The following is a 20,396-nucleotide window of genomic DNA, read 5'->3' as shown; positions in this document are numbered from 1 at the left end:
CCCTCCACCGGAGCAGTGCGTCCATGGGGACCGGCCGAGTGCGGCAGGTCAACGGGGGAGAGGGTGTCTGGCGGGGCAGCGGGTGGAACACCGCCGCGTGGCTGGATGCCGTTCGATTGGAACGGGAGCGCCATGATACAGGGCCAGGCCGCTCAAGCTCCCGTGACCTTGGTCATGCCTGCGCGTGCATCAATGCACCTCGTCGCGGTACACGAACTTCGGCATTTCCCATTTGAAGTGGATCGCCAGCAGGCGGAACAGGAAGCCGCCGCCCAGGCACCACAGCGTGGCCGCGTTGAGCGACACGCCGAGTTCCAGCAGGGTCAGGTAGGCCGCGCCGGTGAGCAGGGTGATCACGGCATACAGTTCTTTCTGGAAGATCAGCGGCACCTCGTTGCACAGCACATCGCGCAGCACGCCACCGAACGCACCGGTCAGCATGCCGGCGATCAGGATGATCGGCACGGTGTGCCCGCCCTCGCGTGCGACCGCGCAGCCGATCAGGGTGAACGCGATCAGGCCCAGGCCATCGAGCACCAGGAAGGTACGCCGGAAGTGGTGCATCCAGCGCGCCACCCAGGTCGCGATCAGCGCCGCGCAGATGGTGAAGCCCAGGTACTCCGGGTGCTTCACCCAGCCCAGCGGGTAATGCCCGAGCACGATGTCGCGCAGTGAGCCGCCGCCGAGCGCGGTGACGCAGGCGATGATGACCACGCCGAACAGGTCCATGCGGCGGCGGCCGGCCGACAGCGCGCCGGTCATGGCTTCGGCCGAGATGGCGATGAGGTAGATCAGGGAGAGCAGCATGGGGGTGGCTCCGGAAAGCACGTCAGGCGGGGACGGAAACGCACACGCATCACGCCAGCGCCGCTGCACTGTCGTGGGGGTGGGATTCCGTTGCCGCTCCCGCTGTCCTTTTGCCTGAGAGTTCGGTGGCCAAGGCCACGTGCCCCTTCGGCGGGTCATTGAAGACCTCTCTCCAGATCGGCGTGTCGGATGCATGGTTGGTGGCGTATCGAGCCACCGGCCTGAGCGATTATGGGAGCCTGCGCCTTCGGCGGGCGCCAGCGCGGCGCCTCTCTCCTGCATCCGGGGCGGATTCTAGCAGCCGCCGGGCCCGTGCCGGGGGATAATCCCGGTATGCCCGCTGAACCCGCCCTCTGGTACCTGTACCTGCTTGAATGCCGCAACGGCAGCTATTACGCCGGTATCAGCAACGACGTGGACGCGCGCTTCCAGGCCCATCTCGCCGGCAAAGGGGCGAAATACACGCGGGCCAACCCACCGGTGAAGGTGCTGGCGATGCGCGCCTACCCGGACCGCGCAGCCGCGTCGAAGGCCGAGTGGCAGCTGAAGCGGCAACCGCGCGAGCGCAAGCTGGCGTGGATGGCGCTGCCCGATCCCTCGTAGCCGCGCGTGCGGGTTGTTCGGGCCTTCGTTGGCGGCATACCATCGACCCTCGTTCGTTGATCCGCTTGCCCAAGCCCTGGAGTGCCATGTCCCGCGATCTGTCGTTGTACCCGGAAGATGAGAATGGCGATGTGCTCTGGAACATGCTGCAGGATGGCGACGATCTGTCGATTCCGCGCGAGGTGGATTTCGCGCTGATCTTCCCGACCCAGGACGTGGCCATCGCCTTCGCCGTGCACCTGCTCAAGAACGAGCAGAAGGTGTCCTTCGCCGCCTACGAGGGCAACGACGACTACCCCTGGCAGGTGGTGGTGCATCCGCTGATGCTGCCGACCCACCAGAACATCGCCGGCTTCGAAGGTCTGCTGGCCAGCGAGGCGGTCTCCTACAGCGGCCAGGTGGATGGCTGGGGATGTCTGTCGCAGGGATGATCAGGGCGTGGGCGGTCGTTTCGGCCGGCGATCGTCCTGTGCATCACCGAAGATGATCCGTGCGCTGCGCTGGTAGCTCCAGTACGCCACCGCCCAGTTCAACAGCACCACCACGCGGTTGCGGAAGCCGATCAGGAAGAACACGTGCGCGGCCAGCCAGAACCACCAGGCCAGCACGCCGGAGAGCTGCAGCCGGCCGAGGTGGACGATCGCCGCCATGCGGCCGATGGTCGCCAGGTTGCCGAAGTCCTGGTATTTGAACGCACCCGGCGCGGGCTTGCCGGCCAGGCGTGCCTGGACGGTGGTGGCCACGTGCTTGCCCATCTGCTTGGCCGCCGGCGCGACGCCGGGCACCGGCTTGCCGTCGGCCTGGGTCAGTGCCGCCAGGTCACCGGCAACGAAGATCTCCGGGTGGCCCTCCAGGGTGAGGTCAGGCTGCACCGGCACGCGGCCGGCGCGGTCCAGTGGCACGTCCAACGTACGTGCCAGCGGTGAGGCGGCGACACCGGCGGCCCAGACCACGGTGCGGGCCTCGACGAAGCGCTCGCCGAGCTGGAAGCCTTCGGCAGTGATGTCGCTGACGGGGGTGCCGGTGAGCACTTCCACGCCCAGCTTTTCCAGCTGCCGCCGTGCCTTGAGCGAGAGCACCTCGGGGAAGGTCGACAGCACGCGCGGGCCGGCTTCGACCAGGCGGACCTTGGCCGAGGCGGGATCGATATGGCGGAACTCATTGCGCAGCGTGTGCCGCGCGATCTCGGCCAGGGTGCCGGCCAGTTCCACGCCGGTGGGGCCCCCACCGACCACGGCGAAACTCAGCCACGCCGCTTTGCGCGCGGGATCGGGTTCGGCCTCGGCACGCTCGAAGGCGAGCAGCAGCTTGCGGCGCAGCGCGATGGCATCGTCCAGCGTCTTCAGGCCCGGCGCATCGGCGGCCCATTCGTCGTGGCCGAAATACGCATGGGTGGCGCCGGTGCACAGCATCAGGGTGTCGTACGTAATCTGCGTGCCATCGGCCAGCGTCGCGGTGCGCGCTGCCTTGTCGATGTCGGTCACTTCGCCCAGCCGCACTTCAACGTTGCGCTGGTCGCCGAGGATGTGGCGCAGCGGTGCGGCGATATCCGGCGCGGACAGGCCGGCGGTGGCCACCTGGTAGAGCAGCGGCTGGAACAGATGGTGGTTGCGACGGTCCACCAGGGTGATGCGCACGTGCGCCGAGGCGAGGGCACGGGTGGCCCAGAGGCCGGCAAAACCGCCACCGATGATGAGCAGGTGGGGCGTGGGATCGCGGGTCATGCTTCACTCCTTGGCGGGCGCCGGCGGGGGGCGGCGCAGGTCGTCTCGTGATGCGGCCCATGGTCGCACGTGAAGCGCGATGTTCACGTCGATGGCCGATACTGGGTTCAGGGGCCATCGCACTTGCCCGATGGCCGATCCGATCCCGCCCAGGAGACCGAGATGTCCGAACCGGAAAAGCGCATCGCCCTGTTAATCGATGCCGACAACGCGCCCTCGTCCAAGATCGATGCGGTGCTGGCCGAAGTCGCCCGCTATGGCGTGGCCAATGTCCGCCGCGCCTACGGCAACTGGAAGAGTCCGCGCTTGAAAGGGTGGGAATCGGTGCTGCACGAATACGCGATCCGCCCGATCCAGCAGTTCGCCTACAGCCGCGGCAAGAACGCCTCGGACATGGCCATGGTGATCGACGCGATGGACATGCTGTACGCCCGCAATCTGGACGGTTTTGCGATCGTCTCCAGCGACGCGGATTTCACCCCGCTGGTGATGCGCCTGCTGACCGACGGGGTGAAGGTGTACGGCTTCGGCGAAAAGAAAACGCCCGAGCCGTTCGTCAACGCCTGCTCTAAGTTCACCTACATCGAAGCCCTGGGTCAGCCGCATGCGGCCGATCAGGAAGTGGAGCAGGACAACGAGGAAACCCGCCCGCGCAAGAGCGGCCCGGAGCTGCGCAACGACACCCGCCTGGTGCAGATGCTGCGCCGCGCGGTGACCTCGGCCGAAGCCGAGGATGGCTGGTCACACCTGGGCCCGGTCGGCAGCCAGATCGGCAACCAGGCCTCCTTCGATTCGCGCAATTACGGGTACGGCAAACTCAGCGATCTGCTGGCCGCGACCGGCCTGTTCGAGATGAAGAAGGACGGCAAATCGACGTATGTGCGCGCGCTGCCGAAGAAGAGTGCGGCGAAGGCGACGAAGTAACAGCCCGCCGTTGGGCGTATCGTATCCGCACCGCGCGCCCCGTGCCGCGCATCGCCCGATACGAGAGTCCGATCATGCTGAAAATCTGGGGCCGTCGCAATTCCAGCAACGTGCGCAAAGTGCTGTGGTGTGCCGAGGAGATCGGTGCGCCCTACGAGTCGATCGAAGTCGGCGGTGCATTCGGTGGCACGCAGTCGCCGGCGTACCGCGCGATGAATCCGAACGGGCTGGTGCCGGTGATCGAGGACCAGGGCCTGCCGCTGTGGGAATCCAACACGATCGTGCGCTATCTCTGCGCGCGCTACGCGCTGGGCACGCTGTACCCGGAGGACGTGGTGGCGCGCGCGCAGTCGGAGAAGTGGATGGACTGGACCACCTCGACCTTCGCCGGCGTGTTCCGCGATCTGTTCTGGGGCACGTTGCGGACCGCGCCCGCTGATCGGGATGAGGCGCGCATCGCTGCCGCACTGGTGCGCTCGGGCGAGTTGCTGGCCATGGCCGATGAGGCCTTGTCGCGGCAGCCGTATCTGTCCGGTGAGCAGTTCGCGATGGGCGATATCCCGCTGGGCGCCTTCATCTATGCCTGGTTCGAGATGCCGATCCAGCGGCCGGACCTGCCGCATCTGGCCGCCTGGTACGAACGGCTGAAGCAGCGGCCGGCGTACCAGCGTGGGGTCATGACGGCGTTGACCTGATCGGGGTGCCGGCCAGCGGCCGGCACTACCTCGTGCCGACAAACGGTCAGCACATGCCGGCCTAGTACAGATCCATCGGATCCACATCCAGCGACCAGCGCACCCTGCGAGCCTGCGGCAGCGCGGAGATCTGCGGCGTCACCTGGTCCAGCACGCCATGCAGTGGGCGTCGCGCGGGTGAGGACAGCAGCAGCTGGGTGCGCTGGTAGCCGGCGCGGCGGGGCATCGGTGCCGGCATCGGGCCGTAGCGTTCCACCGCGGCATCGTCGGGAATCAACGCGCGCACCGCACTGAGCATCGCGTTGGCATGCTCCACCTGCTGCGCTTCGGCACGCAGCAGCGCCAGGTGCGCGAACGGCGGGAAACCGGCCGCCTCGCGCTGCTGAAGCTCCGCATCGGCAAAGGCGTGGTAGCCGCCGTTGACCAGCGTCTCCAGCAGGGGATGCCCCGGGTGGTGGGTCTGCAGCCAGACCTCGCCGGCATCCACCGCACGCCCGGCGCGGCCGGCGACCTGGATCAACTGCTGGGCGAGCTTTTCACTGGCGCGGAAGTCGGCCGAGAACAGACCTTCATCGATGCCGACCACTACCACCAGGGTCAGCTTCGGCAGGTCGTGACCCTTGGCCAGGATCTGCGTGCCGACCAGAATCCCCGCGCGATCGCCCAGCAAGGCCAGCTGGGTTTCCAGCGCATCGCGCTTGCCGGTGGTGCCGCGGTCGATGCGGATCACCGGGAACTCCGGGAAGGCCTCGACCAGATGTTCTTCCAGCCGTTCGGTACCGATGCCCTGCGGCTGCAGCGCCAGGCTGCCGCAGTCCGGGCACGCCAGCGGCGCGGACTGGCGCGCACCACAATGGTGGCATTGCAGGCGCCGGCCACCGGCATGCACGGTCATCGGCGCATCGCAGCGCTGGCACGGCGCGGTCCAGCCACAGTCATGGCAGAGCAGCACGGGCGCATAACCGCGGCGGTTCTTGAACACCAGCACCTGGTGCCCGGCCTGCAGATGCTGGGTGATGCCGGCCAGTACTTCCGGCGAGAGCCCATCGCGCAACGGTCGTTTGCGCACATCGAGCACGCGCACCACCGGCGGGCGCGCGGCGCCGGCGCGCTGCTTCAGGCGCAGGTGGGTGTAACGGCCGGCATGCGCGTTGTGCAGCGATTCCAGCGACGGCGTGGCACTGCCGAGCACCACCGCCACGTCCAGTGCCTTGGCGCGCACCAGCGCGAAATCCCGCGCGTGGTAGCGGATGCCGTCCTGTTGCTTGTAGCTGCCGTCGTGCTCTTCGTCGATCACGATCAGGCCCGCATTCGGCAGCGGGGTGAACACCGCCGAGCGCGTGCCGACGATGACCTGCGCTTCACCCCGCGCGGCAGCCGCCCACACGCGGGCACGCTCGTTGTCGTTCAGGCCCGAGTGCAGCACATGCACCGGTATGCCCAGGCGGTTGCGGAAGCGCGACAGCGTCTGTGGGGTCAGCCCGATCTCCGGCACCAGCACCAGCGCCTGCTTGCCACGCGCAAGGCACGCCACGATCGCCTGCAGGTAGACCTCGGTCTTGCCACTGCCGGTGACGCCATCCAGCAGGTAGGCGGCAAAGCCGTCGGCGGCGGTGATCGCGGCGATCGCGTCGGCCTGTTCGGCGTTGGGCGCGGGGCCGCCCGCGGGCGAGGCCACGGCCGGCGAATGGGCCAGCGCGATCCGTTCAACCAGCCCGCGCTTGGCCAGCGAGCGGGCGGCGCTGCGCCAGTCGTCCATCAACGTATCCAGGCGGTCTTCGTTCACCACACCCTCGGCCAGGCACTCGGCCAATCGCTGCGGGCGCGTGCCGTTGCGCAACTTCGGCTGCGGGTCGTGCCCGGCGTCGGTGAGCTGCCAGCCCCACTGATGGGTGTCCGGCACTGCTTCACCGCGTCGCAGCGGGCCGGGCAGGCCCGTGCTGATCACCTCGCCCAGCGGCGCATGGGTGTAGCGCGCCAGCCACTGCAGCGAGCGCCACAGCTCGCCGGTCAGCAGCGGCGTGGTGTCGATCCACTCGATCGCCGCGCGCAGGCTGCCGGGATCCTCCACCTGGCCGATCCCGGCCACCACCCCCACCAGCTCGCGGGAGCCGAACGGCACCCGTACCCGTTGCCCGGTCATTCCCGGGTCCGGGACCGGCCCGGGCGGCGGGGCGTAGTCGAACAGTTGCGGCAGCGGCACCGGCAGGGCGACGCGCAGGGTCGAAGACGAGGAGGTCATCGGGCCAGTGTAGCGGGGCAGGTGGACCCGGATCACGCCCATTCACCGTCTCAACCAGGTGCGCGCCGAATCATAAATCCCACCTAAATATCCGACTTGATTGGAGATTCAGGCTTATCCACATCTTCTGTGGATAAGTCTGTGTGCCATTGCGTATGTGACCGCCTTGCGTCAGGAACTTCCGATGTTCTCCTTAGGTTGGTCAAAAAATAGCCAAGAAACAATGATCAATAAAAACAACAAGATAGCTGTGAAACAAAGTTGAAACAGACTTGACGTGGGCCTCACCTGCGGTTCTACCCCGGTTTTTCGTGGTGCTGTGCACAACCTTTTCCACCAGAACGCTTTGCAGACCGTGGCCGCTCACAGGAAATGAACATCTGCGCGCCGCAGCAGTGACGCAATCGCTATCATTTCCCCACAATGATGGAGTTGCTATGACGGCTGCGCCCGCCCCTGTTTCCTCTACCGCAGCCGGCGCGCTGTCGGCATTTCTTCGTGGCGTTGAACGCCGGGCCCTGGTCGTGGCCGAGCTGCAGTGCGGCGACCCGACCGTGGCCGAGCAGGCCCTGGTCGCGGTCATGCGCGCCTTTGCCGGGATCGCCAGCGACCTGCCCATGGCCCAGTGGCCAGAGCGGTTCTGGTCGCTGCTGGTGCACCGCGCACCGTTGCGGGACCCGGCCGCAGGCCAGTGGCCGGCGCCGCTGGCGCATCTGGCCGGGCTGGCCCCGCCGGCACGGCTGGCGTTCGTGCTGCGGATCGGCGGTGGGCTGGATGAAGCCGCTGCCGCACAGGTCCTGGATCTGCCGATGGCCGACTACCAGCACGCCCTGGCCGATGCCTGCCCGCGCGATGCCCATGGCAATCCCGATGCCGCTGGCTGGCGCGCCCTGGCCGAGCAGGTCCAGCTGCGCATCCGGGATCTGCCCGCCAGCCGTCTGCAGCGGCTGCAGCAACCCGTGGCCGCCCCGGCCAGCCAGCCATCGGACGCAGCGTCCTGGCGCACCCCGGCCAAGTCCGATGCCCCCGCCCAGCGCCGCCCGGTCAGGCGCCAACGCGGCCGCCGTTTCCCATGGAAGGGCGTGCTGATCGTGGCCGTGACCGTCGGCGTGCTGCTGGGCGGTGCCACCTGGTGGAAACACGCCCGCCAGGCTGGCGACCCCGTGATGGATACCCCCGAAGGCGCGGTTGCCGATGCGGGCCCGGTGAAGGTTGAAGCGCTCCCGGCTGACGATCTGCCGAGCGTGGCCCCGGCTGCCTCGCCGTACGCCGCCAGCGATGCGGCGATGCTGGCCGATCCGGATCTGCCGACCGCCCGCGATGCCGATCTGTACGCCTGGTTCGCCGCCGGCGGCCCGGTCCCGGTCGACGAATCGCAGGCCCAGCCGAGCCGCCCCGAACCCGCCACCGCCGGCCTGGAGACGGCTGCCGCCGATGAGTAAGCCTGCCTTCCTGCTGATCGCCCTTGGGCTGTCCAGTGCGGCCATCGCCGCCCCCAACCGGGTCGAAGTGCCGCTGGCGGTGCCCGCGCCTGCCAGTGCCACCGCCCCGGCGATCCCGGCCACGCCTGCGGCGCTGGATCCGGCCCAGCTGCGCGAGCTGCGCAGCCGCTATGCCGCCTGGCAGGCCATGACCGAAAGCGAGCGTGCCCGTGTCCGCGCCGCGGCGGCGCGCGTGGCGGCCCTGCCGCCGGCCCAGCAGCAGGCGCTTCGCCAGCGCTTCGCCGAACAGGACCAGCGCTTCCGCGACGGCTGGCTGCTTGGCCCACAGCTCGGGCATGAGTTCACCAAGCTGCAGGGCCTGTTCGGGTATCTGCCGGCCGAGCAGCGCCCCACCGCGCTGGCGGTGCTGCGCCAGCTCACGCCCTCCCAGCTCACCCAGCTGACCCTGGTCGCCCAGCGCACTCCACCGCAGGACCGCGACCGCGTGCGCGCCGAATTCCTTGGCGTGGCGCCGGCCGCACGGGACAGCTGGCTGCGCGAGAACGTGGGCCACTGACGGCTTCGGCCCGTTTACCTGAAAGCGCGGCTTTTCCCCGGCCGCGCGCGTAAGATGGCGGGCCGCAACCCGGTGCCTGTGCCCTCCGCGCGCGACCGTAGTTGCCGTCTGTGACTCCCATGTCTACCGCTTCCTCCACGCCGCGCCTCTCCCGGGAAGTGCGCGCCACCGGTCTGCTCGCGCTGCCGCTGGTTCTGGGCCACGTCTCCACCGGCCTGATTTCCTTCGTCGACAACGTGATCGCCGGTCACCACGGCACCCACACGCTCGCCGCCGTCACCATCGGTACGGCGCTGCTGTGGCTGCCGATGCTGATCCCGATCGGCACGCTGATTTCGCTGACCGCTTCGGTGTCGCAGCTGCATGGCGCCGGCCGCGAGCGCGAGATCGGCCCGCTGTTCCGCCAGGCCCTGTGGCTGGCGCTCGGCCTGGGCCTGATCATGTTCACCTTCCTCACGGTGGTGCCGCCGCTGCTTCCCGCGTTCGGCATCGCGCCGGACATCGTGCCGGGCGCAACCGCGTTCCTGCACGCGGTGCGCTGGGGCGGGCCGGCGCTGACCCTGTACTTCTGCATGCGCTACCTCAGCGAAGGCATGCACTGGACGCTGCCGACGATGCTGCTCGGCTTTGGCGGCCTGCTGGTGCTCGCGCCGCTGGGCTATGTGCTGTGTTACGGCAAGCTCGGCTTCCCCGAGCTGGGCGCCGAAGGCCTGGGCATGGCCTCGGCGATCATGATGTGGCTGCAGGCGCTGTGCTTTGCCGGTTATCTGTGGAAGACCAAGCGTTTCGCCCACCTGCAGCTGTTTTCGCATCTCGAAGCGCCGCGCTGGTCGGCGATCTGGGACCTGCTGCGGACCGGCCTGCCGATCGGCATCACCGTGCTGATGGAAGGTGGGTTGTTCATCGTCACCGCGCTGCTGATCGGTCGTCTCGGCGCCACCGAAGCCGCCTCGCACCAGATCGCCATCAACGTCGCGCAGCTGTGCTTCATGATCCCGATGGGCGTGGCCGAGGCCACCACGGTACGGGTCGGCCATGCGGTCGGCAGCGGCAACGGGCTGGGCGTGCGCCGCGCGGCGATCGCCGGGCTCGTGATCATCCTCGGCACGCAGACGTTGTCCGCGCTGGTGCTGCTGTTTGGCCATGACGCCATCGTCGGCGTCTACACGGCCGACATGGGCGTGGCCGCACTGGCCTCGACGCTGTTGCTGTACGCGGCGGCGTTCCAGTTCCCGGATGGCATCCAGGTGCTCTCGGCCGGCGCATTGCGCGGGCTGAAGGACACCCGCGTGCCGATGTTCATCGCCATGTTCTCGTACTGGGGCCTGGGCATGCCGCTTGGCGCCGGGCTGGGGCTCGGCCTGGGCATGGGCCCGCAGGGCATGTGGCTGGGCCTCATCCTGGGCCCGACCGCCGCCGCGATCCTGATGGGCTGGCGCCTGCGCGTGAGCAGCGCCCGCGCCGGTCTCCCTTCGACACCCTGACTTGTGTCCGATGCCGGCGCGCCCGGCACCGGCTATTCTGGCACCACGGCAAGAAGCCACTCTGGAGTTACCCCCATGAACCAACCCGCGCGTCGCAATCCCGTCGCCAGCTTCTTCATCGGGCTGTGGGATGTGATGAACTTTACCCGCCGGCTGATCCTCAACCTGGTGTTCTTCGGCCTGCTGTTCCTGATCCTGATCCTGTTCATCGTCGCGATGGGCAAGAACGCGACCTCCAAGGCCTCGCTGCAGGACCGCACGACCCTGGTGATCGCACCGGAAGGCCGGCTGGTCGAGCAGTTCAGCGCCGATCCGGTCAGCCGCGCGCTGGGCAAGGCAGTGGGTGACAAAGACGCCGATGAGATCCAGCTGCGCGATCTGATCCGCGCGTTGGAGGCAGCAAAGACCGACAAGAAGATCGAGCGCGTGGTGCTGGAGCTGGACAAGCTGCAGCCGAGCGGCTTCGCTTCCATGCGCGAAGTGACCGTCGCGCTGCAGGAGCTGCGCGCCGCCGGCAAGCAGGTGGTGGCCTTCAGCGAGAACATGAGCCAGTCGCAGTACCTGCTCGCTTCGCAGGCCGATGAGGTCTACCTGGACCCGATGGGCGGCGTGGTGCTCGAGGGCCTGGGCCGCTACCGCCAGTATTTCCGCACCGGCCTGCAGGACAAGCTGGGCGTGGACGTGCACCTGTTCAAGGTGGGCGAGTACAAGTCGGCCGCCGAGCCGTATGTGCTCGATGCCGCCTCGCCGCAGGCCAAGGAAGCCGATCTGTTCTGGATGAACGATGTGTGGCAGCGCTACCTGTCCGACATCGCCAAGGCACGCAAGCTCGATCCGGCACAGCTGGCCGCCGGCATCGACACCATGCCCGAAGGGATCGCTGCCGCCGGTGGCGACCTGGCCAAGTTCGCCCTGCAGCAGAAGCTGGTGGACGGCCTGAAGACGCGCGAGGAAGTGGACACCCTGCTGACCGAGCGTGGCATCGCCGACGATGACGCCGACGGTGGCTACCGCAACGTCAATCTCGACGCCTACCTGAGCGTGCTGGACGGCCGTCGCTCGCCGGTGGATTCGCGTCCGCAGGTGGCGGTGATCGTGGCGTCCGGTGAAATCTCCGGTGGCGATCTGCCGGCCGGCCGCATCGGTGGCGAGTCGACCTCGGCGCTGCTGCGCGAAGCGCGCGACGACAAGGACGTGAAGGCCGTGGTGCTGCGCGTGAGCTCGCCGGGTGGTGAAGTGTTCGCCTCCGAACAGATCCGCCGCGAAGTGGTCGCGCTGAAGGAAGCCGGCAAGCCGGTGGTGGTCTCGATGGGCGACCTGGCTGCCTCGGGCGGTTACTGGATCAGCATGAACGCTGATCGCATCTACGCCGATCCCTCCACGATCACCGGTTCCATCGGCATCTTCGGCATGATCCCGAACGTGGCGCGCTCGCTGGACAAGATCGGCGTGCATACCGACGGCGTGGGCACCACCCGTTTCGCCGGTGCGTTCGACATCACCCGCCCGATGGATCCGGCCGTGGGCCAGGTGATCCAGTCGGTGATCAACAAGGGCTACGCCGATTTCACCGGCAAGGTCGCCGCCGCGCGCAACAAGCCGGTGGAAGCGGTCGATGAAGTCGCCCGCGGTCGGGTGTGGAGCGGTGCGCAGGCCAAGGAACGCGGCCTGGTGGATGACTTCGGTGGCTTGAAGGCCGCGGTGGCCGATGCCGCCAGCCGTGCCAAGCTCGGCGAGGCCGGCAAGTTCCGCGTGCGTTACATCGAGAAGGCGGCCACGCCGTTCGCGCAGTTCCTCAGCGGCTTCGCCAACAGCCATGCCGGTGCCTGGATGCTGGGCGAATCGGGCATGGCCCGGCTGATGCTGGCCCGTTCGATGCCGGAGCTGGACACCCAGCTGCGCTTTGTCGAAGAGGCCGCGCGTGACCCGCGCAACAACGCCGCGCCGGTCAAGACGCTGGTGTACTGCTTCTGCGGGCTGTAAGCGGCTTCAGCGGTTCTGTGTGACACCCGAACGCCCGGCCTGTGCCGGGCGTTCTGCCATCCGGCCGATGGGGTCAGGGGCTGGGCGGTGGCGCCTCGCCGGTAGCGCGGTCCACCTCGGCGGCTTGAGCGTCGGCGGTCTTCTGCAACGTATCGCCCACGCCCTTGGCGCCGTCGATCGGATCGTGGATCGCATCGCGCAGTGCGGTCGCCTGCGGTTCCGGCGGTGTGTCCGGTGCCGGGGGCACCGGGCGGTTGCAGGCGCTCAGCGCGAGCATCGCGAGCAGCGGCAGGGCAGTACGGATCGTCATGGCAACCTCCCTCGGTGAGCCGGTGGCAGAGGACCAGTGTCCCACCGCCTCGCGCCCCGCGCGTGATGGCGCCCGGCGTGCCGGCCATCGCGCGTTATCCTATCCGGGCAGCACGACCGGTGCCGCATTCCATGGATTACCGCAGGAGAGGCACGTGAGCGCGCAACGTTGGCGACTGGATGGACAGACCGCATTGATCACCGGCGCCAGCGCCGGCATCGGCTTGGCGATCGCGCGCGAACTGCTGGGCTTCGGTGCGGACCTGCTGATCGTGGGCCGTGATGCCGATGCGCTGGAGATGGCGCGCGACGAGCTCGCCGATGCCTTCCCGGACCGTGAGATCCACGGCCTGGCCGCCGACGTCTCCGATGACGAAGACCGCCGCGAGATCCTGGACTGGGTAGAAGACCACAGCGATGGGCTGCACATCCTGGTCAACAACGCCGGCGGCAACATCAGCAAGCCGGCCACCGAATACACCGAGGACGAATGGCGCGGGATCTTCGAGACCAACCTGTTCTCGGCCTTCGAGCTGTCGCGCTACGCGCACCCGCTGCTGGCGCGGCATGCGGCTTCGGCCATCGTCAACGTCGGCAGCGTCTCCGGCCTGACCCACGTACGCAGCGGCGCGGTGTACGGTATGACCAAGGCCGCCATGCACCAGATGACCCGCAACCTGGCCGTGGAGTGGGCCGAGGACGGCATCCGCGTCAACGCGGTGGCGCCGTGGTACATCCGCACCCGGCGGACCTCAGGGCCGTTGTCGGATCCGGATTACTACGAGCAGGTGATCGACCGCACCCCGATGCGGCGCATCGGCGAGCCCGAAGAAGTCGCTGCCGCCGTCGGCTTCCTGTGCCTGCCGGCCTCCAGCTACGTCACCGGTGAGTGCATCGCGGTGGATGGCGGGTTCCTGCGCTACGGGTTCTGAGCCGGCCAGCGGCCGGCACTACCGATCACACAGTGCGTGGCAGCTCACAGGGTGCGCGGCAGCACGCGGTCATGGCGCACGGTCAATCCAGTCACGACGCGGGCAAACCGGGTCACGGGACCGGGCAATCGCTGTCGGCCAGCACCGCTTCCAGGCGCGCGCGCTCGGCGGTTGCAGCGGCCTGATTCTCCGGCGCAGCAAAGCGCTCGCGGCCGCGCGCGTCGCGGAAGCGCTGCTGCCAGCTGCTGCAGCGCTGCGCCTCGGCCACCGGCTCGCAGGCATCGCGGACCACTTCGCAGCTGGCCGCATTGCCTGGTGCCTGGCTGCCACCCAGCCCGGTCAGGGCCAGCGATTCGCACCGTGACGGGGCCGGTTCGCGCTCATGCAGGTAACGAACACCTTCTGCGGAGATGCATTGGTAGATGTCCGGCAGCGGCGGCTTGGGCGGCCCTGCAGCGTCGTGCTCGGCCGCCGGCGGTTGCGGGCGCAGGGCTGCACTGTCGAGCAGGCCACTGTCCTCATCGCCCGCCTGCGGCAGCGGTGGCATGGTGTGCGCGGTGGTGGGCACGGACGGCGCTGCCTCGGCCACGGCGGCGCCACGCACCGGCGCGCTGATCCGCTGGATGCGCTGTTCGCTGCCGGCGGGACAGGCCACGCTCTGGATGGTGAGGTTGCCGCCTGCATCGGTGCAGCGGAAGAACACCGCCTCGTCTGCCGCAGCGGGCAAGGACACGAACAGCAGGGGCAGCAGGAACCGTCGTTTCATCGCATCAGTGTAGAGCGCAGCGCGCTCAGTGGCCGCCGCAGTCCTGGTCCAGGCGCGCATCGATCCCGCGCTGCTCGCGGGTCAGCGCGTCACGCTCGCTCTGCAGCGCACTGTTGTAGCGGCGGATCAGGTCCCAGCGCCGGTCTTTCAACCGCGAGCAGACCTCCTGCGCGGGCAGGGCATGACATTCATCGCGCACCAGCACGTTGCCGGCCGGTACCACCACGCTGTTCCCCACGCCCGGGTACGGATAGCCACCGCCTTCCCACTGCGAGCTGCCACCACCGATGTTGATGCTGCCGCCGACCCGTGAGCCGCCGCCACTGACGGAGAGCGAGCCTCCACTGCTGCGCACCGAGCCGCTGCCCATCGGCATGATCGGTGGCAACGGCCGTGAGGGTGGATGGCTGCCCGAGGGCGGCCTCGGGCCAGGCGGATACGGCAGATAGGCCTCGGTCCAGATCGGCACCCAGCGCGGATTGCCTTCATTGCTGTCGCTGACGTAGCTGTCGCCCTCGCTGGTGGTGCATTCGTACATCGGCTGCGGCGGCTGCACGTGCACATACCGCACCTCGCGCTCGGGCGCGCGCGGCGCAGGCGTCGGCTCGGGCGCGCGGTCGCTGCGAACGACCTGCGGGGCCGGGTCGCGTGGGCGCTGCAGGTCGCGGACCTGCTGTCGGCCCTCGCGGCACGGGGCATCCTGCAGCGAGACGGCGCCGTTGCTGCCAACGCAGCGATAGATGCGTACGTTGTCGTTCTGCGCCGCAGCGGGCAGCACAGGGCCCACCAGTGCGAGCAGGGCCAACCACAGGGCAGGGCGCAGGATCATGCAGCCAGTGTGCGGGTTTGCCTGCCTGCGCGCAAAAGGCGGCTCAGCTGCGCAACACCTGGCCGCTGAGCGCATCGCGGATCGGCGTGGGCTGTGCCAGGCCACCGGTCTGGCCATCGATCAGGCCATCGAGCAGGGCCAGCAGGCGCGGGTCCAGCTCGGCACGCGTGCGTGCCGGCGGCTCGCCGGCAAGGTTGGCACTGGTGGAGACCAGCGGCCCGCCCCAGGCACGGCAGAGCGCGGCGACCAGCGGGTGGGCGCTGATCCGTACGGCGATGCCGCTGTGTTCGCCGGTGATCCAGCGCGGCGCGCGAACGCCGGCGGGCAGGATCCAGGTATTGGCGCCGGGCCAGCTGGCCAGCACCGCGCTTTGGCGCTCCAGGGGCAGGACGTCCATCCGCACCCACCCTTCCAGCTGGGCCGGATCGGCGGCGACGAGGATCATGCCTTTTTCGACCGGCCGCTGCTTGAGCTGCAGCAGCTTCATCACGGCCGCCTCGTGCGCGGGGTCGCAGCCCAGGCCCCAGACCGCTTCGGTGGGATAGGCGATCACCCCGCCAGCGCGCAGCACGGGCAGGGCAGTGTCCACAGTGAGTTCGTTCATGGCAGGCAGGCCGGATGCATGGCCCGCATTATCCTCCCGCCGTGGCGGGAGGGGTCAACCCGGCCACAGGCAGGTTCACGTGACGTGACCTGCCCGAGGGGGTCAGGAGGCCTTTTTGACCGCCTTCTTCACGGCTTTCTTGGCCACCTTCTTGGTCGCCTTCTTCGCCGTGGCCTTCTTGGCGACCTTCTTCACCGCCTTCTTGGTTGCGGTTTTCTTGGTCGCTTCACCGGCAGCGGCTTTCTTGGCCGGTGCCTTCTTGGCCACGACCTTCTTGGCGGCCTTTTTGCCGAAGCCCTTGCGCACCGGCTTGCCGGTTTCTTCCATCAGCTTCTGCACCTCGGCCAGGGTCAGCGAGGCCGGCTCGCGATCCTTCGGGATCTTGCCGTTCATCTTGCCGTCGCTGATGTACGGGCCGAAGCGACCGTTCAGCACCTGGATCTCGCTGCCCTCGAATTCCTTGATGATCCGGTTGCGCGCGATCTCTTCCTTCTCTTCGATCAGGAACACGGCGCGGGCCAGGTCGATCGTGTACGGGTCGTCTTCCTTCTTCAGCGAGGCATAGGTGCTGCCGCGCTTGGCGAACGGACCGAAGCGACCGATGCCGACGCTGACGTCCTCATCCTTGTCCTGGCCGAGCGCACGCGGCATCAGGAACAGCTCCAGCGCGTCTTCCAGGGAGATGGTGTGCATCGACTGGCCGGGGCGCAGCGAGGCGAACTTCGGCTTGTCCTCGGCATCTTCGGCGGTACTGCCGATCGCCGCGTAGGGCCCGAAGCGGCCCAGGCGCACGCTGACCGGCTTGCCGGTCTTGGGGTCGGTGCCGAGCTCGCGCGCGCCACTGGCCTCGGCGCGGTCGACCGATTCGTTCTTCTCGCCGACCAGCTTGTGGAACGGTTCCCAGAAGCGCGCCATCAGCGGGATCCAGTCTTCCTCGCCACGCGACACCGCATCGAGCTCATCTTCGAGCTTGGCGGTGAAGTCGTAATCCACGTACTGGGTGAAATGGCTGGACAGGAACTTGGAGACCGCGCGGCCCACGTCGGACGGGCGGAAGCTGCGGCCTTCCATCTCCACGTACTTGCGGAACAGCAGGGTCTGGATGATCGAGGCGTAGGTCGAGGGGCGGCCGATGCCATATTCTTCGAGCGCCTTGACCAACGCCGCTTCGGTGAAGCGCGGCGGCGGCTGGGTGAAGTGCTGTTCGGCCAGGATGCGCTCGAGTGGCACGCGGTCGCCGGGCTTCATCGCCGGCAGCTTGCGGCCTTCATCGTCGTCCTCGGCACTCTTGTTGTCCTTGCCTTCCTCGTACACGGCCAGGAAGCCGGGCACGACCACGGTGGTGCCGCTGGCGCGGAACACGTGCTCGCTGCCGGCCGACAGGTCCACGCTGACGGTATTGAGCGTGGCCGGGATCATCTGGCAGGCGACGGCGCGCTTCCAGATCAGCTCGTACAGCTTGCGCTCGTCGTCGGTGAGGAAGCGCGCCACCTGGGCAGGGGTGCGCAGCGCCGAGGTCGGACGCACGGCTTCGTGCGCTTCCTGGGCGTTCTTGGATTTGGTCTGGTAGGTGTTGGGCTGGTCCGGCAGCGAGGCGATGCCGAAGTCGCGCGCGATCACGTCGCGGATCTCGGCCAGCGCGTCCTGGGAGAGGTTCACCGAGTCGGTACGCATGTACGAGATCAGGCCGACCGTGCCTTCTTCCTCACCGATCGCCACGCCTTCATACAGCTTCTGCGCGACCTGCATGGTCTTGCGCGTGGTGAAGCCGAGCTTGCGCGAGGCTTCCTGCTGCAGGGTGGAGGTGGTGAACGGCGGGGCCGGGCGGCGCTTGCGCTCCTTGCTGACCACGTCGGTGACGTGCAGGGCGCCCTGGGCGGCCTGCTGGATGCGCATGCGCGCGGCCTCGGCGGTGTCGCCGTCGGTCACGGTGAACTGTTCGAACTTCTGGCCGTCCAGCTTGATCAGGCGCGCATTGAAGTGCTGCGAAGGATGCGCGCACAGCGCATCGATGCTCCAGTACTCGCGGGCGATGAAGGCTTCGATCTCTTCTTCGCGCTCGACGATCATGCGCAGCGCCGGGCTCTGCACGCGGCCGGCGGACAGGCCGCGCTGCACCTTGCGCCACAGCACCGGGGAGAGGTTGAAACCGACCAGGTAGTCCAGCGCGCGGCGTGCCTGCTGCGCATCGACCAGGTCGCCGGCGATCTCGCGCGGGTGGCCCATCGCTTCCTTGATGGCGCGCGGGGTGATCTCGGTGAAGACCACGCGCTGCATCGGCTTGTCCTTGACCAAGCCGCGCTCGCGCAGGATTTCAGCGATGTGCCAGCTGATCGCTTCCCCCTCGCGATCCGGATCGGTCGCCAGGAAGATGTCGTCGGCGCCCTTGGCGGCTTTGACGATGGCATCGACGTGCTTTTCGTTCTTCTCGATGAGGTCGTAGCGCATCGCGAAGTTGTTGTCGGGGTCGACCGCACCTTCCTTGGGCACCAGGTCGCGCACATGCCCATACGAGGCCAGGACGGTGAAGTCCTTGCCGAGGTATTTGTTGATCGTCTTGGCCTTGGCGGGCGATTCGACGATGAGCAGGTGCTTGGGCATGGCGTCAGGATTCTATGGGCAGGGCCCCGGGGAGGGCCGCTAGGGTGGAGCAAATGGCCGCATTAGTGAAGCGGCGCGGGCGATATACATAAACCGAACGCCCGGGGGTGGGCCGGGCGTTCAGCTTTCTGCCTATTAGTGGAATCACGCCGGGCCGGCTCATGTCAAGCGGCCCGGTGTGAGGATTGCCCGGATCAGGACATCGATGCGATCACGCCGATCATGGCGATCATCACGCCGAACAGGGCCACCATGGCCAGCGCGGCGAGCACCAGGATCACGATGGTGACCGTGCCCAGGCCGCGCTGCTGCAGCTCGGGATGCTCGGTGAAGGCCCACTTGTCGACCACCAGGGTGTCGCACATCATGTCGTGCAGGGCCTGCTTGCGCTCGGTGAAGGCCGCCATGATGAAACCGATCATCAGGATCAGGCTGCTGACGATGGTCGCCAGGTAGCGGCAGAACGCGCGCAGGAAGCTGATCCGCTCGCCGTTGCCGCGCACGACCTTGATGCCGACGGCCATCTTGCCCAGCGTGGCGCCGCCGCGCGAGGCGTGGAAGCCGGCGTAGTAGCCGATGCTGATGACCATGCTGAGCAGCATCACCACCAGGGTCAGCGCGACCTGCACGCTTTCGTTGCCCGAGCCGGCACCCGTCAGGTTGATGATCATGCTCAGCGGCAGGGTGACCACGGTGAGCAGGATGTAATCGATGAAGTAGGCGGCGTAGCGTTTCCAGAACCCGGCATAGACCACGTCCTGGCCGTTGACCACCGCGGCGTTGGCGTAGCCGGTGGCCGCGGCCGACGCGGTGTACGGCGAGTAAGTGCCACCGCCGGTGCCGGGCAGCGGGGCGGTGCCGTTGTCGATGGCGGTGTAATCCCCGCGCAGGTCGATGCCGCTGCCGAGGTTGCTGGCCGCAGAGGCCAGGTTCTGCAGCTGCAGCTCTTCGACGGCCTCGGACAGGGGCGCCCACTGCGCGAACCCTTCCCGCCACACCAGCGTGGCCAGGGTGATGTCACCGCGCTGGAAGCGCTGGCGCATGTCGTCTGCGCTCAACGGACCCTGTCGGTCCTGGCCATCGGCGAAATACCACTCAGTCATTGCTTCAATCCCCTGTTGGGTGCATCCATGGACGTGTGTCCGTTATCAGCCGCGGCATTCCTGCGGCAGGTACTTGTCATCGGGCTCGCCGCTGCATTCCCAATGATCGGCGCCGTTGTAGTCCAACCACAGCAGCTTCCCATCCAGCGCGGCGTTGCCGGGCACGGTGAGCTGGGCTTCCACGCCGCAGTGGCCGTTGTTGAAACGGCCGATCCGCACGGTGCTGATGGCACCGTCGGCATAGCCTTCGGCCGGCTGGAAGCCCTCGTCATCGTTGACCGGGCAGCGGCCATGTGCGCTGTGGAACCCGGCCACCGCGAGCTTGACCGGGGCCAGCGTCACCAGTGCTTCACTGGTTTTGGCCCGCGCCACATAGTCCCGATAGGCGGGCAGCGCAAACGAGGCGAGGACCGCGCCGACGATCAGCACCAGCACCACGATCACGGCCGCAACGATGCCCACGATCGCGCACCCGCTCAATCCCTTGCGGGGTGGGGGAACGGCGGCGGGGTTGGCGGGGGACACGGGGGTGACGGGAACGCCGGGCGCGGCGGGCAGCGCCGGTGGCACGGCGGGGCCGGGAACCGGCTCTGCCACCACCTCGACGGCGGGGGCGATGTCCAGGCCGATCTCGGCCGCCACGGTTTCCAGCGGCTGCCACTGGACCATGCCGTCGCGCCAGACCAGCGTATCGCGCCCGATGCGGCTGGAACGGTAAAGCGCGATCAGCTCGTCAGCAGGCAGCGGACCGCGCTGCTGACTGTTTCCTTCTGCAAAGAACCACTGGTCCAC

19 protein-coding genes and 2 riboswitches are annotated in these 20,396 nt (G+C 68.1%); of the genes, 9 read left to right on the top strand and 10 right to left on the bottom strand.

The genetic code is table 11. From position 1 onward, the window contains the following. Positions 1-189: 189 nt before the first annotated feature. On the bottom strand, positions 190-807 hold the full coding sequence (locus C0R07_RS07550; protein ID WP_019183564.1) for a trimeric intracellular cation channel family protein: 618 nt from the start codon (positions 805-807) through the stop codon (positions 190-192). Between the two features lie 94 nt (positions 808-901). Then, a riboswitch (glycine riboswitch) is annotated at positions 902-993 on the bottom strand. A 20-nt stretch (positions 994-1,013) separates the two neighbouring features. Beyond that, positions 1,014-1,096: riboswitch (glycine riboswitch) on the bottom strand. A gap of 44 nt (positions 1,097-1,140) precedes the next feature. Here C0R07_RS07550 and C0R07_RS07545 point away from each other — a divergent pair. Both C0R07_RS07545 and C0R07_RS07540 read left to right on the top strand, forming a co-directional pair. After that, a complete protein-coding gene (locus C0R07_RS07545; protein ID WP_102788588.1) occupies positions 1,141-1,410 on the top strand; it encodes a GIY-YIG nuclease family protein in 270 nt (89 codons plus the stop codon). 86 nt (positions 1,411-1,496) lie between these two features. Beyond that, positions 1,497-1,841 carry a ribonuclease E inhibitor RraB gene (locus tag C0R07_RS07540; protein WP_102788587.1) on the top strand — a complete coding sequence of 115 codons (345 nt, stop codon included), beginning with the start codon at positions 1,497-1,499 and terminating at the stop codon, positions 1,839-1,841. Here the strand turns inward: C0R07_RS07540 and C0R07_RS07535 are convergent, their stop codons facing one another. Then, entirely contained in the window at positions 1,842-3,134 is a 1,293-nt protein-coding gene (locus C0R07_RS07535; RefSeq protein ID WP_102788586.1) for an NAD(P)/FAD-dependent oxidoreductase, read from the bottom strand. It abuts the gene before it with no gap. A 162-nt stretch (positions 3,135-3,296) separates the two neighbouring features. On the opposite strand from C0R07_RS07535, the gene C0R07_RS07530 reads away from it, so the two are divergent. Both C0R07_RS07530 and C0R07_RS07525 read left to right on the top strand, forming a co-directional pair. After that, positions 3,297-4,058, top strand: a complete 762-nt coding sequence (locus C0R07_RS07530; protein WP_102788585.1) for an NYN domain-containing protein — start codon at positions 3,297-3,299, stop codon at positions 4,056-4,058. 74 nt (positions 4,059-4,132) lie between these two features. Further along, complete coding sequence (locus C0R07_RS07525; RefSeq protein WP_070472123.1) at positions 4,133-4,753, top strand: glutathione S-transferase family protein; 621 nt, start codon at positions 4,133-4,135, stop codon at positions 4,751-4,753. Positions 4,754-4,814: 61 nt separating this feature from the next. Here the strand turns inward: C0R07_RS07525 and C0R07_RS07520 are convergent, their stop codons facing one another. Further along, complete coding sequence (locus C0R07_RS07520; RefSeq protein ID WP_102788736.1) at positions 4,815-6,995, bottom strand: primosomal protein N'; 2,181 nt, start codon at positions 6,993-6,995, stop codon at positions 4,815-4,817. A gap of 437 nt (positions 6,996-7,432) precedes the next feature. Between C0R07_RS07520 and C0R07_RS07515 the strand changes: the two genes are divergently transcribed. The 4 genes from C0R07_RS07515 to sppA all read left to right on the top strand — a co-directional run bounded on the left by C0R07_RS07515 (position 7,433) and on the right by sppA (position 12,460). Next, positions 7,433-8,437 (top strand): hypothetical protein, encoded by a 1,005-nt coding sequence (locus tag C0R07_RS07515; RefSeq protein ID WP_102788584.1) that lies wholly within the window; start codon positions 7,433-7,435, stop codon positions 8,435-8,437. Next, complete coding sequence (locus C0R07_RS07510) at positions 8,430-8,993, top strand: DUF3106 domain-containing protein (protein WP_070472118.1); 564 nt, start codon at positions 8,430-8,432, stop codon at positions 8,991-8,993. Before C0R07_RS07515 ends, C0R07_RS07510 begins: the two co-directional genes overlap by 8 nt. Positions 8,994-9,112: 119 nt before the next feature. After that, a complete protein-coding gene (locus tag C0R07_RS07505; protein ID WP_102788583.1) occupies positions 9,113-10,477 on the top strand; it encodes an MATE family efflux transporter in 1,365 nt (454 codons plus the stop codon). A gap of 75 nt (positions 10,478-10,552) precedes the next feature. Continuing rightward, the gene (gene sppA, locus C0R07_RS07500; protein ID WP_102788582.1) at positions 10,553-12,460 is read left to right on the top strand and encodes a signal peptide peptidase SppA; all 1,908 of its coding nucleotides are present in this window, start codon (positions 10,553-10,555) and stop codon (positions 12,458-12,460) included. Positions 12,461-12,533: 73 nt separating this feature from the next. Here sppA and C0R07_RS07495 read toward each other — a convergent pair whose 3' ends face one another. Then, positions 12,534-12,770 carry a hypothetical protein gene (locus C0R07_RS07495; protein WP_102788581.1) on the bottom strand — a complete coding sequence of 79 codons (237 nt, stop codon included), beginning with the start codon at positions 12,768-12,770 and terminating at the stop codon, positions 12,534-12,536. Between the two features lie 154 nt (positions 12,771-12,924). Between C0R07_RS07495 and C0R07_RS07490 the strand changes: the two genes are divergently transcribed. Further along, positions 12,925-13,701 carry an SDR family oxidoreductase gene (locus C0R07_RS07490; protein WP_019183576.1) on the top strand — a complete coding sequence of 259 codons (777 nt, stop codon included), beginning with the start codon at positions 12,925-12,927 and terminating at the stop codon, positions 13,699-13,701. A gap of 112 nt (positions 13,702-13,813) precedes the next feature. Here the strand turns inward: C0R07_RS07490 and C0R07_RS07485 are convergent, their stop codons facing one another. The 6 genes from C0R07_RS07485 to C0R07_RS07460 all read right to left on the bottom strand — a co-directional run bounded on the left by C0R07_RS07485 (position 13,814) and on the right by C0R07_RS07460 (position 20,396). Beyond that, positions 13,814-14,467, bottom strand: a complete 654-nt coding sequence (locus tag C0R07_RS07485) for a DUF4124 domain-containing protein (protein ID WP_070472113.1) — start codon at positions 14,465-14,467, stop codon at positions 13,814-13,816. A 25-nt stretch (positions 14,468-14,492) separates the two neighbouring features. Continuing rightward, a complete protein-coding gene (locus tag C0R07_RS07480) occupies positions 14,493-15,296 on the bottom strand; it encodes a DUF4124 domain-containing protein (RefSeq protein WP_070472111.1) in 804 nt (267 codons plus the stop codon). 43 nt (positions 15,297-15,339) lie between these two features. Beyond that, positions 15,340-15,900 carry a Sua5/YciO/YrdC/YwlC family protein gene (locus tag C0R07_RS07475; protein WP_102788580.1) on the bottom strand — a complete coding sequence of 187 codons (561 nt, stop codon included), beginning with the start codon at positions 15,898-15,900 and terminating at the stop codon, positions 15,340-15,342. 102 nt (positions 15,901-16,002) lie between these two features. Beyond that, on the bottom strand, positions 16,003-18,501 hold the full coding sequence (locus C0R07_RS07470) for a DNA topoisomerase I (RefSeq protein WP_046272835.1): 2,499 nt from the start codon (positions 18,499-18,501) through the stop codon (positions 16,003-16,005). 194 nt (positions 18,502-18,695) lie between these two features. Continuing rightward, the gene (locus tag C0R07_RS07465; RefSeq protein WP_102788579.1) at positions 18,696-19,604 is read right to left on the bottom strand and encodes an RDD family protein; all 909 of its coding nucleotides are present in this window, start codon (positions 19,602-19,604) and stop codon (positions 18,696-18,698) included. Between the two features lie 45 nt (positions 19,605-19,649). Then, positions 19,650-20,396, bottom strand: coding sequence for a pilin (locus C0R07_RS07460; protein WP_102788578.1), 747 nt, complete (start codon positions 20,394-20,396; stop codon positions 19,650-19,652).

The organism is Stenotrophomonas bentonitica (assembly GCF_002887735.1).
Classification (GTDB): Bacteria; Pseudomonadota; Gammaproteobacteria; order Xanthomonadales; family Xanthomonadaceae; genus Stenotrophomonas; species Stenotrophomonas bentonitica_A.
Note: the sequence above shows the minus strand (reverse complement) of the source record. Positions and strands in the feature narration are given on the sequence as shown.

Excerpts from the sequence above, each read along its gene's own strand:
- C0R07_RS07550 (WP_019183564.1), bottom strand. The coding sequence starts at position 807 with ATGCTGCTCTCCCTGATCTACCTCATCGCCATCTCGGCCGAAGCCATG.
- C0R07_RS07545 (WP_102788588.1), top strand. The coding sequence starts at position 1,141 with ATGCCCGCTGAACCCGCCCTCTGGTACCTGTACCTGCTTGAATGCCGC.
- C0R07_RS07540 (WP_102788587.1), top strand. The coding sequence starts at position 1,497 with ATGTCCCGCGATCTGTCGTTGTACCCGGAAGATGAGAATGGCGATGTG.
- C0R07_RS07535 (WP_102788586.1), bottom strand. The coding sequence starts at position 3,134 with ATGACCCGCGATCCCACGCCCCACCTGCTCATCATCGGTGGCGGTTTT.
- C0R07_RS07530 (WP_102788585.1), top strand. The coding sequence starts at position 3,297 with ATGTCCGAACCGGAAAAGCGCATCGCCCTGTTAATCGATGCCGACAAC.
- C0R07_RS07525 (WP_070472123.1), top strand. The coding sequence starts at position 4,133 with ATGCTGAAAATCTGGGGCCGTCGCAATTCCAGCAACGTGCGCAAAGTG.
- C0R07_RS07520 (WP_102788736.1), bottom strand. The coding sequence starts at position 6,995 with ATGACCTCCTCGTCTTCGACCCTGCGCGTCGCCCTGCCGGTGCCGCTG.
- C0R07_RS07515 (WP_102788584.1), top strand. The coding sequence starts at position 7,433 with ATGACGGCTGCGCCCGCCCCTGTTTCCTCTACCGCAGCCGGCGCGCTG.
- C0R07_RS07510 (WP_070472118.1), top strand. The coding sequence starts at position 8,430 with ATGAGTAAGCCTGCCTTCCTGCTGATCGCCCTTGGGCTGTCCAGTGCG.
- C0R07_RS07505 (WP_102788583.1), top strand. The coding sequence starts at position 9,113 with ATGTCTACCGCTTCCTCCACGCCGCGCCTCTCCCGGGAAGTGCGCGCC.
- sppA (WP_102788582.1), top strand. The coding sequence starts at position 10,553 with ATGAACCAACCCGCGCGTCGCAATCCCGTCGCCAGCTTCTTCATCGGG.
- C0R07_RS07495 (WP_102788581.1), bottom strand. The coding sequence starts at position 12,770 with ATGACGATCCGTACTGCCCTGCCGCTGCTCGCGATGCTCGCGCTGAGC.
- C0R07_RS07485 (WP_070472113.1), bottom strand. The coding sequence starts at position 14,467 with ATGAAACGACGGTTCCTGCTGCCCCTGCTGTTCGTGTCCTTGCCCGCT.
- C0R07_RS07480 (WP_070472111.1), bottom strand. The coding sequence starts at position 15,296 with ATGATCCTGCGCCCTGCCCTGTGGTTGGCCCTGCTCGCACTGGTGGGC.
- C0R07_RS07475 (WP_102788580.1), bottom strand. The coding sequence starts at position 15,900 with ATGAACGAACTCACTGTGGACACTGCCCTGCCCGTGCTGCGCGCTGGC.
- C0R07_RS07470 (WP_046272835.1), bottom strand. The coding sequence starts at position 18,501 with ATGCCCAAGCACCTGCTCATCGTCGAATCGCCCGCCAAGGCCAAGACG.
- C0R07_RS07465 (WP_102788579.1), bottom strand. The coding sequence starts at position 19,604 with ATGACTGAGTGGTATTTCGCCGATGGCCAGGACCGACAGGGTCCGTTG.